The following is a 13,995-nucleotide window of genomic DNA, read 5'->3' on the forward strand; positions in this document are numbered from 1 at the left end:
GGTGTAAACTGAAGGACATGCAGACTTCCTTACTCTTCGCAGCCATCGCGCTGTACCTCCTCTGTGCGGTGCTGCCGTCGCGCCGCGCCGTCCTGATTTCCGGCTTGACGGCTGCCGCCTGGCTGCTGCACGGCGCCGGCCTGTGGTCCGAGGTGGCCGGCGGTGCGGGCTCCATCCGCATCGGCTTCGCCGCCATGCTGTCGTCGGCGCTGTGGGTGTCGGTGGGCGCGTACTGGATAGAGAACCAGAATTTCAGCCTGGACGGCATGCGCCGCCTGGTCATGCCGAACGCCGCGCTGGCGGCCGCCCTGCAGGCCGGCTTCCCCGGCAACGTGATTCCGCTGGAGGGCAAGACGCCCTTGTTCGGCTGGCACATCGCCATCGCCACGCTGGCCTACAGCACCTTGACGGTGGCCGCCTTCCACGCGGTGTTGATGGCCTTGCAGGAAAAACGCCTGCACGCCGGCACCGACAGCAAGAGCTTCATGTCCGGCGCGCTGGACCGGCTGCCGGCGCTGCTGACGATGGAAAAACTGTTGTTCCGCATGATAGGTATCGGCTTCGCTTTGCTCAGCCTGACCGTGTTATCGGGTATCGTGTTCTCCGAACAGCTGTTCGGCCAGGCGCTCAAGTGGGACCACAAATCGGTGTTCACGCTGATGTCGTGGCTGCTGTTTGCCGCGCTGCTGGCGGGCCGCCGCTTCCGCGGCTGGCGCGGCAAGACTGCGCTCAGCTTCACGCTGGCCGGTTTCGCCACCTTGTTGCTGGCCTACGTCGGCAGCCGTTTTGTGTTTGAAGTGGTTTTGCATAAGGGTTGGGCATGAGCCGTATTATCTTTTGGTTGGCCTTGGTGTTCCTGGTGATCTTCGCCGTCCGCAGCAAGATCCGCGAGGCGCAGAAGCGCCACCAGCAGCAGTTCCGCGAACCGCAGCAACCTGCCGGCGGCGGTGCGCGTTCGAATGAGAAGGTCGCGGCCGAAGCCGAGACCATGCTGCAGTGCGCCCATTGCGGCATCTTCTATCCGGCATCGGAATCCGTGCAGGCGCGCGGCCGCGACTATTGCAGCGCGGCCCACGCCACGCTGCCGGCGGCATAGTGCGGTACTGCGCTCTTGTTGGAGCATAAAAATGCGCATTTGCGTGCCATGCTTCGTTGCAAATCCTCGCGATAGCTCGCTATCGCTGCGGTGTTGCGCCTCGCCTGGCACGCAAATGCATCATTTTTATTTGCTCCCCCAAGAGCGCAGTACCGCACTAGGGTCCCTGGCGTGATAGCGCGCCTGCAAGCCCTGTCGGCCGAATCGCGCGCAACCTTCTGGCGTTCGTTGCAGACGCTGAACGCGACCCGCGTGGTGATCGCGCTGGTGCTGCTGGTCTACCTGAGCTTCGACAACCACGGCCTGCGCGCCTCCGGTCCCTATCTCTACCTGCAGATCTGCCTGATCTACCTGGGCCTGGCGATCGCGTTCGCGCTGACGGCGGTCTACTGGCAGCGCCGCTTCCTGTTGCAGCTGCTGTCGCAGATCGCCTGCGACCTGGCCATCATCTCGCTGCTGTATATGGCGGGCGGCGGCTTGCGCAGCGGCCTGGCCATCCTCTATCTGTTCCCGCTGGCCGGTTCGGCCATCCTGGCGCCGCTGATGCTGTCGCTGTTCTGCGCCGCGCTGGTGGCGCTGTTCATGCTGGCCGAATCGACCTGGCGGGTGTTCATGATGGAGGGCGACCAGCCCTACCTGCAGGCGGGCCTGTACGGCGCGGCCTTCTTTGCCGCGGTATTCGTGGTCAACCGCATGGCGGCCAAGTTGATCGGCCAGGAAGAACTGGCGATCCAGCGCGGCGTCGAGATCACCGTGCAGCAGGCGGTGAACCAGCTGGTGATGGCCAACGTCGGCGACGGCATCCTGGTGGTCGATCCCGACGGCCAGGTATTCGCCGGCAATCCGGCGGCGCAGCAGATGCTGGGCATGGTCGGCCCCGAGATGAAGTTCCGCCTGTCGGCCGCCGCCGCGCTGGCGCCGCTGGCGCAAGCATACGCCGAATGGCGCGCCGACGCCGCGCGCAGCACCGCCTATGTCACCATCAAGCCGTACGCCGAGGCGGCGCTGCAGGACGTGACGGCCGCCTGGAGCGCGCGCCGCGACCTCTCCGCGCACTTGAAGGTGCGCTTCGCGGCGGTCAACACGGCCGGCCTGGGCACCGAGCGCAGCGTGATCTTTTTGCAGGACGTGACCGGCATCGAAAACCAGGCGCAGCAACTGAAGCTGGCGTCGATGGGGCGGCTCACCGCCAGCATCGCGCACGAGGTGCGCAATCCGCTGTCGGCCATCGGCCACGCCACCGCGCTGTTGGGCGAGGACCTCGACAGCACGGTCCACCTGCGGCTGCTGAAGATCGTCGGCGACAACGTGGCGCGGGTCAACCGCATGGTCGAGGACATCCTGCAGCTGTCGCGCAAGGTGCAGCCGCACAGCGAGCCGCTGGCGCTGGACGTCTTCCTGGCCGAGCTGAAAACCGAATTCGTCGAGACCCACGGCCTGACGCCGGACATCATCGGCGCCTCGGCGCCGGCCGGCACGCTGGTGCGCTTCGACGCGCTGCACCTGCGCGAGGTGGTGCTCAACCTGCTCAACAACGCGGTGCGCTACGCCAGCGGCGGGCCGGACTCGATCCGCATGGACCTGGTCAGCGACAAGGCGCGGCGCATGGAGCTGCACGTGCAGGACGACGGCCCCGGCATCTCGCCCGAGGTGCGCGCCCACCTGTTCGAGCCGTTTTACACCACATCCAGCAAGGGCACCGGGCTGGGACTATATCTGGCGCGCGAATTGTGTTTGAATAACGAGGCGCGACTGGACTACGAATATCGTTTTGATATCAAAGCCAGCCCCGATGGGACTCCCCGCTCGCGCGGGCGATTTGTAATCACCTTCGCCCATCCGGCGCAGACGTAGAAAGGCTGTTTGATGAGTGCTAGAGGTTCCCAACGCGCGCCTCGCGTGCTGGTGGTCGACGATGAGGCCGACCTGCGCGAGCTGCTGGAACTGACCCTGCTGAAAATGGGCCTGGACGTCGACAGCGCCGCCACGCTGGCGCAGGCGCGCGGCCTGCTGGCCACGCCGGAACGCGAGTACCAGCTGGTGCTGACCGACATGCGCCTGCCCGACGGCCTGGGGCTGGAGCTGGTGCGCGAAGTGAGCGCCGCATATAAGAACACGCCGATCGCGGTGGTGACGGCCTTCGGCAGCGCCGACAACGCCGTCATCGCGCTCAAGGCCGGCGCCTTCGACTACATCTCCAAGCCGGTGGCGCTGGACCAGTTGCGGGTGATGGTGCAGTCGGCGCTGCGGCTGAACGCCGAGCCGTCGCCGGGCGAAGCGCTCAGCGCCGAGCCGCCGGCCAGCCGGCTGAAGGGCGAATCGGCCGTGATCCAGGCGCTGCGCGCGCAGATCGCGCGGCTGGCGCGCTCGATGGCGCCGATCGCCATCAACGGCGAATCGGGCAGCGGCAAGGAGCTGGCGGCGCGCGAGATCCACGCCCAGAGTTCGCGCGACGGCAAACCTTTCATCGCCGTCAACTGCGGCGCCATCCCGGAGGCGCTGATGGAGGCCGAATTCTTCGGCTACCGCAAGGGCGCCTTCACCGGCGCGGCCGATGAGCGCGACGGCTTCTTCCAAGCGGCCAACGGCGGCACGCTGATGCTCGACGAGGTGGCCGACCTGCCGCTGGCGATGCAGGTCAAGCTGCTGCGGGCGATCCAGGAGCGGCGCGTGCGCAAGATCGGCGCCACCGCCGAGGAGCCGGTCGACGTGCGGATCATCAGCGCCACCCACAAGAACCTGGCGCAGTGCGTGGAGCAGGGCAGCTTCCGCCAGGATCTGTTCTACCGCCTGAACGTGATTGAACTGAGCCTGCCGCCGCTGCGCGAACGGCTGGACGACCTGGCCGTGCTGACCGGCGCCATCCTCGACCGGCTGGGCACCTTCGAACACCAGGTGCGGCTGGGCGAGGGCGTGCTCGATGCGCTGCGCGGCTACTCCTTCCCCGGCAATGTGCGCGAGCTGGAAAACATCCTGGAACGGGCGCTGGCCTTCGCCAACGACGGCGTGATCGAAGTGGCCGACCTGGCGCTGAAGGGCGCGCGCATGGTCGAAGCCATCGTGCCGCTGCCGACACCCGCGCTGCCGGCGCCGTACATGGCCGCCACCGAGGCCGCCGTGTTGGGCGTGGCGCCGTTGCCGTCGCCGCCGCCGGCCGAGCCGCCGCCGCCCGCCGCCGGCACGCTGCCGCTGCCGCACCTGGATGGGCTGCCCAGCAGCCTGCCCGACTACCTGAACCAGATCGAGCGCGACATCATCCTGCGGGCGCTGGCGCAAACCCAGTTCAACCGCACCCAGGCCGCCCAGCTGCTGGGCATCAGCTTCCGCCAGCTGCGCTACCAGATGCAGAAGCTGAACATCCAGGAGCCGGAGGCGTGAGCCCGCCGGAACTGGGCGCCGACGGCTGGTGGCCGCCGGCGCTGCGCTACGACAGCCCGCATGCCGACTGCCGTCCCGACCCGGCCGACATCACGCTGCTGGTGGTCCATAACATCTCGCTGCCGGGCGGCTGTTTCGGCGGTCCGCACGTGTCCGACCTGTTCAGCGGCCGCTTGGACTATAATACTGACCCCTCGTTCGCGGACCTGCGAGGGTTGAAAGTGTCGAGCCACTTTTTCATCCGCCGTGACGGCCGCGTGACGCAGTATGTTTCTGCTAACGAGCGGGCCTGGCATGCGGGACTGTCGGCCTTCCAGGGCCGGGAAAAGTGCAACGACTATTCGATCGGCGTGGAGCTGGAAGGCACCGACGACAGCGGCTTCGAAGCGGCCCAGTACCAGGCGCTGGCGGCGCTGACGCTGGCGCTGCAAACGCGCTATCCGCTGACCGATGTGCAGGGCCATGAACACATCGCGCCGGGCCGGAAAACCGACCCGGGACCGTTGTTCGATTGGGAAATTTATCGGAAAACCTGGCAGACTTTGCTTAATCAAAAGGCACCGGATGAGCCCGCGTTAGTGGGCGCTAGCGCCGGACTACGCTTCGCAAAAGGGCTTCCACAAAGTCAATAGAAAAATTGCCGTTTAAGGCAAAATTTCCACTTGTCTTACCATTACCTGACCACTACAATCAGTGTATCGATTCACACCAATCACTAGATATAGTAGTTCTCATGACACTGGTTCTTAAACTATTTACAAGCCGACAAGGCCAGTTCATCACCCATTTTATTGCAGTTTAACCAGCCAGGCAGGTTTGGCCGGTCGCTTCATTTTGGCCTTTTTTTATACAACATTACGTCGCGCAGCACTGACTGCACGCTGTTATCGGGGAGCTTAAATGCAATCTACTCAAGACATCACCATCAATCCAGCGCTGGTACCAGCAGCCGCTGCGAGCACCGCCAGCAGCCCGGTCACGGCCGCCAGCGACCTCGGTGACTACCGCATCATCCGCCGTAACGGCGCGGTCGTCGCGTTTGAACCGTCGAAAATCGCCATCGCCGTGACCAAGGCCTTTTTGGCCGTTAACGGCGGCCAGGGCGCAGCTTCGGCGCGCGTGCGTGAATTGGTAGAACAGCTGACCGCCAGCGTGGTCACCGCGCTGGTGCGCCGTCAGCCATCGGGCGGCACCTTCCACATCGAAGACGTGCAAGACCAGGTTGAACTGGCGCTGATGCGCTCCGGCGAACACGATGTCGCCCGCGCCTACGTGCTGTATCGTGCCAAGCATATGGAAGAGCGCCGCGCCGCCAAGGAAGCCCAGGGCGCCGCCGCCGCGATCGAAGCACCGCAAATCCACGTGCTGGAAAACGGCGAGCGCAAGCCGCTGGAAATGGACCGCGTCACCGGCCTGATCAACGCCGCCTGCATCGGCCTGGAAAAGCACGTCGACGCCGACGCCATCCTGGCCGAGACGCTGAAGAACCTGTACGACGGCGTGCCGGTCGAAGAACTGCACAAATCCGCCATCCTGGCCGCCCGCGCGCTGATGGAAAAAGATCCGGCCTACTCGCAAGTGACGGCCCGCATCCTGCTGCACACGATCCGCAAGGAAGTCTTCGGCAAGGAAGTCGCGCAGGGCGCCGCTGCCGCCGAATACGTGACCTACTTCCCGCAATACATCGCCAAGGGCATCACCAACGAACTGCTGGACGTCAAGCTGGCCGAGTTCGATCTGGCCCGCCTGGCCAAGGCGCTGGTCGCCGACCGCGATCTGCAGTTCGGCTACATCGGCCTGCAAACCCTGTACGACCGCTACTTCCTGCACGTCCGCGACGTCCGCATCGAAATGCCGCAAGCCTTCTACATGCGCGTCGCCATGGGCCTGGCCCTGAACGAGTCCGACCGCGAAGCGCGCGCCATCGAGTTCTACAACCTGCTGTCGACCTTCGACTTCATGAGCTCCACGCCGACGCTGTTCAACTCGGGCACCCTGCGTTCGCAGCTGTCGTCGTGCTACCTGACCACCGTGTCGGACGACCTGGAAGGCATCTACGACGCCATCAAGGAAAACGCATTGCTGGCCAAATTCGCCGGCGGCCTGGGTAACGACTGGACCCCTGTGCGCGCACTGGGCGCCCACATCAAGGGCACCAACGGCAAATCGCAAGGCGTGGTGCCGTTCCTGAAAGTGGTCAACGACACCGCCGTCGCGGTCAACCAGGGCGGCAAGCGCAAGGGCGCGGTCTGCGCCTACCTGGAAACCTGGCACATGGACATCGAAGAGTTCCTGGACCTGCGCAAGAACACCGGCGACGACCGCCGCCGCACCCACGACATGAACACCGCCAACTGGATCCCGGACATGTTCATGAAGCGCGTGATGGAAAAAGGCGACTGGACCCTGTTCTCGCCATCCGACACCCCTGACCTGCACGACCTGGTCGGCAAGGCCTTCGAAAAAGCCTACCTGGGCTACGAAGCCAAGGCCGCCGCCGGCGAAATCCGCGTGTTCAAGAAGATCGCCGCGCTGGACCTGTGGCGCAAGATGCTGTCGATGCTGTTCGAAACCGGCCACCCATGGATCACCTTCAAGGACCCATGCAACATCCGTTCGCCACAGTCGCACGTCGGCATGGTCCACAGCTCCAACCTGTGCACCGAGATCACGCTGAACACCGGCCCTGACGAAATCGCCGTCTGCAACCTGGGTTCGGTCAACATGCCAGCCCATATGAAAGAGGGCAAGCTGGATCACGTCAAGCTGAAAAAGACCATCCGCACCGCGATGCGCATGCTGGACAATGTGATCGACATCAATTACTACGCCGTCGACAAAGCGCGCAACGCCAATATGCGCCACCGTCCGGTGGGCCTGGGCGTGATGGGCTTCCAGGACTGCCTGCACATGATGCGCATTCCGTTCTCGTCGAACGAAGCCGTGTCCTTCGCCGACACCTCGATGGAAGCGGTGTGCTACTACGCCTACCTGGCCTCGACCGAACTGGCTGAAGAACGCGGCCACTATCAGTCGTACAAAGGCTCGCTGTGGGACCGCGGCATCCTGCCGCAGGACTCGATCAAGCTGCTGGCCGACGAACGCGGCGGCTACCTGGAGCAGGATACCTCGGCCGCCATGGACTGGACCCCGGTGCGCGACCGCATCAAGAAGTTCGGCATGCGTAACTCGAACTGCGTGGCGATCGCTCCGACCGCGACCATTTCGAACATCATCGGCGTGTCGGCTTGCATCGAACCGACCTTCCAGAACCTGTACGTGAAGTCCAACCTGTCGGGCGAGTTCACCGAGATCAACGCCTACCTGGTGCGCGACCTGAAGGCGCGCGACCTGTGGGATGAAGTGATGATCTCCGACCTGAAGTACTTCGACGGCTCGCTGGCCAAGATCGACCGCATCCCGCAAGACCTGCGTGACATTTATGCAACCGCGTTCGAAGTGTCGCCGACCTGGCTGGTGGAAGCGGCATCGCGCCGCCAGAAGTGGATCGACCAGGCGCAGTCGCTGAACATCTACATGGCTGGCGCGTCGGGCAAGAAGCTGGACGAGACCTACAAGCTGGCATGGCTGCGTGGCCTGAAAACCACCTACTACCTGCGCACCATCGCCGCCACCCACACGGAGAAATCGACCTCCAAGACCGGCGCGCTGAACGCGGTGGCCGTGGACGGCGGCATGTCGGCCAGCGCGATGTCGGCGGCCGGTCCGGCGACGGCGGCCCTGGCGGGTTCGGCGGCATCGGCATCGTCGGTGGCGCAAGCCGAAGCCGACGGCGCGGCCTGCTACCTGCGTCCTGGCGACGACGGCTTCGAGGAATGCGAAGCTTGCCAGTAAAACCATAGCCGCCTACTGTCATCCCCGTGCAAACGGGGATCCATGCTGAGTATGGATTCCCGCTTTCGCGGGAATGACGGAGGTACTAATATATACAGATAGAATTCAGAAGGAAATCCATTATGTCGCTGTCCTGGGACGAAGAGGCCGCATCGGCCGCACCACAAGCTGCAGTCAATCAAGCCGCACTGGCCACCGGCGAAGCCAACGCCGAGCAAGTCGCGCGTCGCGTCAATGCCGACGACAAGCGCATCATCAACGGCAAAACCGACGTCAACCAGCTGGTGCCGTTCAAGTACAAGTGGGCATGGGACAAATACCTGGCCGGCTGCGCCAACCACTGGATGCCGCAGGAAGTGAACATGCAGCGCGATATCGAGCTGTGGAAGAACCCGAACGGCTTGACCGAAGACGAGCGCCGTCTGGTCAAGCGCAACCTGGGCTTCTTCGTCACCGCCGACTCGCTGGCCGCCAACAACATCGTGCTGGGCACCTATCGCCACATCACCGCTCCCGAGTGCCGCCAGTACCTGCTGCGCCAGGCCTTCGAAGAGGCGATCCACACCCACGCCTACCAGTACATCGTCGAGTCGCTGGGCCTGGACGAGGCGGAGATCTTCAACGCCTACAACGAAGTGAAGTCGATCCGCGACAAGGACGAGTTCCTGATCCCGTTCATCAACACGCTGACCGACCCGGCCTTCACCACCGGCACCGTGCACAACGACCAGCAGCTGCTGAAGTCGCTGATCGTGTTCGCCTGCCTGATGGAAGGCCTGTTCTTCTACGTCGGCTTCACCCAGATCCTGGCGCTGGGCCGCCAGAACAAGATGATGGGCGCCGCCGAGCAGTACCAGTACATCCTGCGCGACGAGTCGATGCATTGCAATTTCGGCATCGACCTGATCAACACGATCAAGATGGAAAACCCGCTGTTGTGGACGCCAGCGTTCAAGGAAGAGATCAAGCAGCTGTTCCTGAAGGCCGTGGACCTGGAGTACGCCTACGCCGAAGACACCATGCCACGCGGCGTGCTGGGCCTGAACGCCACCATGTTCAAGGGCTACCTGCGCTTCATCGCCAACCGCCGCGCCACCCAGATCGGCCTGGAGACGCTGTTCGAGCAGGAAGACAACCCGTTCCCATGGATGAGCGAGATGATCGACCTGAAGAAGGAACGTAACTTCTTCGAGACCCGCGTCATCGAATACCAGACCGGCGGCGCGCTGAACTGGGACTGATCCCGATCTGGTTGGACGGGATCAAACGAAAAGCCTGGCATTTGCCAGGCTTTTTGCTTTTTGCGGGCATGGTTGTTCTCGCAGGCGCATATTCTGGCTGTTTGATGATGGCGCAGAGGTGCAGTCATGAGCAAAGCCAATTTGACGTCGATCCCTGGGCTGGAGTCCCTCCATGCGGAGTTGCGCGGCTTGATAGAGTCCAGTCGGCAGCGCTTGTCCAGCAGCGTCAATGCAGAACTAAGTCGTTTGTATTGGACGGTGGGACAGCGTTTGCATAGCCAGATACTGGTTGGTGAGCGGGCTCGTTATGGGACCCAGATAATGGCTCGCTTAGGTCAGAAGCTGGCGAATGAATTCGGTCGAGGCTTCGAGGTACAGAATCTTCGCCGGATGGTGCAGTTTGTACAAGCCTTTCCAGACTTGGAAAATGTCGCATCACTGATGCGACATTTGAGTTGGACCCATTTTTTGCAGTTGCTACCAGTGAGGGATGAGGCTGCCCGATGGTGCTACGCGCAGCAAAGCGTCACGGAAGGGGGGAGTGTCCGCGAGCTTCACCGGCAAATTGAGCGGAAAAGTTATGAGCGAAGCGAAATCGCAGCATCGCAATTACCTCCGGCGCCGCTTTGTACTGAGGCCACGTCCGCCGTCATCTTTAAAGATCCCTATTTTCTTGATTTTCTTGGCTTACGTCGGGGCTATGATGAGGCCGATCTGGAGACCGCAATCCTGCTCCAGCTGGAGGCCTTTATCCTGGCGTTGGGAAGGGGCTTTGCCTTTGTAGAGAGGAACAAACGGATGGTGATAGATGGCGAGGATTTTCATCTTGATCTTCTGTTTTTTCACCGCCGCCTCCATCGCTTGGTGGCCATCGAGCTTAAACTTGGGCGCTTCAAAGCCTCTCATAAAGGACAGATGGAGCTGTATCTCAAGTGGCTGGACAAGCACGAGCGCCATTCAGGCGAGGAGTCGCCCATCGGGTTGATCTTGTGTGCGGAATCCCGTCATGAGCAAATAGAGCTGCTCCAGATGCACAAGGATGGCATCACTGTGGCCGAATACTGGACCGAGCTGCCGTCCAAGGCGGAATTGGAGCGCAAGCTGCATATGGCCCTTGAGGAAGCGAGAGAGCGTTTGGCGCGGCGAGGCGCATTGTTCCAGCCCCTGGACTGACCCTTCTGGATCAGGATCCAGCCGCACATTACCGATGCGGCGCTCACCGATGAACGCCTGCCGGTCTGCGCGGAGCGCGCTTGCGGTTTGCCAGTTCTGCTTTTTCCATCGCGTCGATGGATGCCACCTTGAGCCGTAACAGTTCACCGTGAGCGTCGGCCAGCCCCACGCTTTCCACATACGCCAGCCAGCGCTGGGCTGCACTCGTCGCGCTGTTCACCGGTGGCGGCGATATTGATGGCTTGGCCGGCTCATAGCGCAGCGGCGATTAGTCGCCGCTATCCAATAGCGTAAACAAACGTAGCGACTGGCCAGCGGCGCAGCAGCAGGGGACGATCTCGAGCCGCTCCGCTTCGTTGGTGTCGAGTAGCGTGCCCACCGTCGTCTCGTCGTCCGCTGTGATGGTGCGCGCGCAGACATCGTCGGCATCCTGCTGGAAGCCTGCCAGCGCTTCGAAGATCTCGAGGCTGAGCGGCTGGATGCCTTTGCCGGCGAAGTGGAGGAGGTGGCGCTCGGCCGAGAGATGGCGGACGCTATCGACCGCGTGCGCGAGAACATCGTCACCGAGTTGATGGCCGAGTTGAGAGCAGCCGAACGACGCGACTGTCGCGGATGATGACGCTTCGCTGCGGCATGAACGCATAGCGGCAGCGCCGCTAAAAAGCGACGACGAGGAGTGAGCGTGATCCGATCGCGCGGCGCGTCGCGCACGCGCGCGGTCCGCGAACAGCGCCGCGATCCGCATCGCGGCGCATCAGCGCCGGCGCGCACCGGAGTATTCTGCTTGCCATTCGCCGCACTCTGTCTCATAATCGCGACGAAATTAAAACAGTGAGTAGCGGCGGCGCGCAAGCGATGCGCAAGCGCTCTCGGATTCGACAGCGGGTGGTGCGGATTTTTTCGCCGGCGACGACGGCGTCGCAGAAACCCAGACGGCACAAGGCGCGCTTTCAAGCGCTCCTTTTTCGCGCGACAGCGCGAACGTTTTTTCGAACTCGATTGAGCGCGCACATCGCGGCGCGACGACGCAAGCAGGCATGCAGAATCGGCATGCGCATGTGAGTTGAAGCGCTTAACGCGAAAAAAAGCGCGTGAATATCTATCGTGCTGGTTGCGCACCGACAAGGTTTTCGTGTACTTTACGAGATTGAAAATGCGTGTTTTGAAGTGTGCAGAAATTTGACGTCGCACACGCCGCAGAAATGATCGCGATACGGGATACAGATTCACACAGATATGCACAAGACCACACCGTTTTTGTTTAGCCGTCTCGCCTGATTAGGTTCAGGCTGGGCGGCTTTTTGTTTGAAAACGAAAACGGTGGAGGTCAGCGACGTAGGTCCCTGGAGCTGAGTACACGCCCGACCACCCGCAAAACGTCGCAACAAGATTTGTACCTGAGCGCCGACCGGCCACGGACGGCGACCAGGTTAATGGCTGAAGTGCTGCACTCGTGAGGGGTTGCAGCAGTTCAGCTGGTGCCGAATTCATTAGCGCAAACCGTAGTTCGTTTGCGCCGATGAATAATTCGCCTGGCCTAATTCCGGGCCGGACGGGTTTAAATCTTGTAATGAATTTTTCCCATCCCCGATGAAGGAGAACTAAAAATGGCAACAGCCGCAAAGAAACCAGCAGCAAAGAAACCGGCCGCTAAAGCCGCCGCCCCAGCGAAAAAGCCTGTCGCAGCGAAAGCCGCCGCCAAGCCAGCAGCAAAAGCTGCCGCCAAACCAGCCGCTAAACCAGCTGTGAAAAAAGCCGCTGCCAAGCCAGTCGCGAAAAAAGCCGCCGCTAAACCAGCAGCCAAGCCAGCAGCAAAAGCAGCAGCTAAACCAGCAGTGAAAAAAGCTGTCGCCAAGCCAGTCGCTAAAAAAGCAGCAGCCAAGCCAGCCGCTAAACCAGCAGCGAAAAAAGCAGCAGCCAAGCCAGCAGCGAAAAAAGTAGCAGCTAAACCAGCAGCGAAAAAAGTCGTCGCTAAAGCAGCAGCGAAACCAGCAGCGAAAAAAGTAGCAGCCAAGCCAGCAGCGAAGAAAGTCGCCGCCAAGCCAGCAGCTAAAAAAGTCGTCGCCAAGGCCGCCGCCAAGCCAGCAGCTAAAAAAGCCGCCGCTAAACCAGCAGCAAAAAAAGCAGCAGCCAAGCCAGCAGCGAAAAAAGTAGCCGCTAAACCAGCAGCAAAAAAAGCCGCGGCCAAACCGGCAGCCAAGCCAGCAGCGAAAGCAGCAGCCAAGCCAGCAGCTAAAAAAGCTGTCGCCAAAAAACCAGTGGTAAAAGCAGCAGCCAAACCGGCTGCAAAGGCCGCGGCTAAGCCAGCAGCAAAAAAGCCGGTTAAAGCAGCTGCTGCCAAGCCAGCTGCTAAAAAGCCAGTCGCCAAGAAGGCCGCCGCTAAACCGGTAGCCGCTCCGGCCGCAGCTCCAGTCGTGGCAGCCGCCGCTCCTGCTGCCAAGCCAGCCGCGAAAAAAGCTGCGCCGAAAAAGGCTGCTGCACCGAAGAAGGAAGCTGTCGCCAAGCCAGCCGCTCCAGCTCCGGCCGCCGCTCCTGCAGCAAAAACCGTGTTGGCACCGGCCGCAGCATGGCCGTTCCCAACCAGCACCCGTCCTAGCTAATTAAATAGCTTCGATGCCTGCTGAGGCAATGGGCCGCTGTGTGAGACAATCACACAGCGGCTTTTTTTTGGAGGGGACTCGTGCTTAGTATCGTTAAGTTGATTGTCGACGCCATCGCCACCCTGTTGGGCGGGGCTTTATTGTTACGTTTCTGGATGCAAGCGATCCGTGTCCGCCCACCGGCATCGGTGGCCCAATTTACCTTCCAGCTGTCGGACTGGCTGGTGCGCCCGCTGCGCCGCATCGTGCCCGGCGTGGGCGGCTATGACTGGGCCAGCCTGATCGGGGCCTTCCTGATCGTGCTGCTGGCCACCTCGGTGATGTATCTGGCCGGCTGGACCACGCCGCTGGTGCTGCTGATGGCCTTCCAGCGCTTCCTGGAATGGATACTGTACGGCTTCATGGCCTTGCTGGTGATCGAGGCGATCTTCAGCTGGGTGAATCCGCATGCGCCGCTGGCGCCGTTCGTGCGCGCGCTCAACGAGCCGCTGCTGCGGCCGATTCGCCGCGTGGTGCCGCTGGTCGGCAACCTGGACTTGTCGCTGCTGGTGGCGCTGATCCTGCTGCAGATCGCGCTGCTGGTGCTGGGCATGCTGTTCAGCGGACGCTGACCAACGCCTCTCAAAGCAGAAGGGCAGACCGTTGAGGTCTG

General features: G+C 62.2%; 11 protein-coding genes. 10 read left to right on the top strand and 1 reads right to left on the bottom strand.

Going from position 1 to position 13,995, the window contains the following annotated elements:
* The first annotated feature begins 17 nt into the window (after positions 1-17).
* The 8 genes from V6M89_RS09445 (at position 18) to V6M89_RS09480 (ending at position 10,743) form a co-directional block, all read left to right on the top strand.
* Positions 18-824, top strand: coding sequence for a cytochrome C assembly family protein (locus V6M89_RS09445; RefSeq protein ID WP_332852951.1), 807 nt, complete (start codon positions 18-20; stop codon positions 822-824).
* Positions 821-1,096: a PP0621 family protein gene (locus tag V6M89_RS09450; protein WP_332852952.1), complete on the top strand. Its 276-nt coding sequence runs from the start codon at positions 821-823 to the stop codon at positions 1,094-1,096. The genes V6M89_RS09445 and V6M89_RS09450 overlap by 4 nt, the downstream gene beginning before the upstream one ends.
* A 171-nt stretch (positions 1,097-1,267) precedes the next feature.
* A complete protein-coding gene (locus V6M89_RS09455) occupies positions 1,268-2,950 on the top strand; it encodes a sensor histidine kinase (protein ID WP_332852953.1) in 1,683 nt (560 codons plus the stop codon).
* Positions 2,951-2,962: 12 nt separating this feature from the next.
* Positions 2,963-4,474 (top strand): sigma-54-dependent transcriptional regulator, encoded by a 1,512-nt coding sequence (locus V6M89_RS09460; RefSeq protein ID WP_332852954.1) that lies wholly within the window; start codon positions 2,963-2,965, stop codon positions 4,472-4,474.
* Complete coding sequence (gene ampD, locus V6M89_RS09465; protein ID WP_332852955.1) at positions 4,471-5,106, top strand: 1,6-anhydro-N-acetylmuramyl-L-alanine amidase AmpD; 636 nt, start codon at positions 4,471-4,473, stop codon at positions 5,104-5,106. Before V6M89_RS09460 ends, ampD begins: the two co-directional genes overlap by 4 nt.
* Before the next feature lie 268 nt (positions 5,107-5,374).
* Positions 5,375-8,329, top strand: a complete 2,955-nt coding sequence (locus tag V6M89_RS09470) for a ribonucleoside-diphosphate reductase subunit alpha (RefSeq protein ID WP_332852956.1) — start codon at positions 5,375-5,377, stop codon at positions 8,327-8,329.
* Between the two features lie 122 nt (positions 8,330-8,451).
* The gene (locus V6M89_RS09475) at positions 8,452-9,570 is read left to right on the top strand and encodes a ribonucleotide-diphosphate reductase subunit beta (protein WP_332852957.1); all 1,119 of its coding nucleotides are present in this window, start codon (positions 8,452-8,454) and stop codon (positions 9,568-9,570) included.
* 126 nt (positions 9,571-9,696) lie between these two features.
* A complete protein-coding gene (locus V6M89_RS09480) occupies positions 9,697-10,743 on the top strand; it encodes a PDDEXK nuclease domain-containing protein (protein ID WP_332852958.1) in 1,047 nt (348 codons plus the stop codon).
* A gap of 268 nt (positions 10,744-11,011) precedes the next feature.
* Here V6M89_RS09480 and V6M89_RS09485 read toward each other — a convergent pair whose 3' ends face one another.
* Entirely contained in the window at positions 11,012-11,488 is a 477-nt protein-coding gene (locus V6M89_RS09485) for a hypothetical protein (protein WP_332852959.1), read from the bottom strand.
* A gap of 862 nt (positions 11,489-12,350) precedes the next feature.
* On the opposite strand from V6M89_RS09485, the gene V6M89_RS09490 reads away from it, so the two are divergent.
* Positions 12,351-13,343: a hypothetical protein gene (locus V6M89_RS09490; protein WP_332852960.1), complete on the top strand. Its 993-nt coding sequence runs from the start codon at positions 12,351-12,353 to the stop codon at positions 13,341-13,343.
* A gap of 80 nt (positions 13,344-13,423) precedes the next feature.
* The gene (locus V6M89_RS09495) at positions 13,424-13,954 is read left to right on the top strand and encodes a YggT family protein (RefSeq protein ID WP_301546345.1); all 531 of its coding nucleotides are present in this window, start codon (positions 13,424-13,426) and stop codon (positions 13,952-13,954) included.
* Positions 13,955-13,995 lie beyond the last annotated feature (41 nt).

The sequence above is a fragment of the Duganella sp. S19_KUP01_CR8 genome (assembly GCF_036688705.1).
Taxonomy (GTDB): Bacteria; Pseudomonadota; Gammaproteobacteria; order Burkholderiales; family Burkholderiaceae_D; genus Rugamonas.

Coding starts and splice junctions, on each gene's coding strand:
- V6M89_RS09490 (WP_332852960.1), top strand. CDS start 12,351: ATGGCAACAGCCGCAAAGAAACCAGCAGCAAAGAAACCGGCCGCTAAA.
- V6M89_RS09480 (WP_332852958.1), top strand. CDS start 9,697: ATGAGCAAAGCCAATTTGACGTCGATCCCTGGGCTGGAGTCCCTCCAT.
- V6M89_RS09485 (WP_332852959.1), bottom strand. CDS start 11,488: ATGCGGATCGCGGCGCTGTTCGCGGACCGCGCGCGTGCGCGACGCGCC.
- V6M89_RS09460 (WP_332852954.1), top strand. CDS start 2,963: ATGAGTGCTAGAGGTTCCCAACGCGCGCCTCGCGTGCTGGTGGTCGAC.
- V6M89_RS09470 (WP_332852956.1), top strand. CDS start 5,375: ATGCAATCTACTCAAGACATCACCATCAATCCAGCGCTGGTACCAGCA.
- V6M89_RS09475 (WP_332852957.1), top strand. CDS start 8,452: ATGTCGCTGTCCTGGGACGAAGAGGCCGCATCGGCCGCACCACAAGCT.
- V6M89_RS09445 (WP_332852951.1), top strand. CDS start 18: ATGCAGACTTCCTTACTCTTCGCAGCCATCGCGCTGTACCTCCTCTGT.
- V6M89_RS09450 (WP_332852952.1), top strand. CDS start 821: ATGAGCCGTATTATCTTTTGGTTGGCCTTGGTGTTCCTGGTGATCTTC.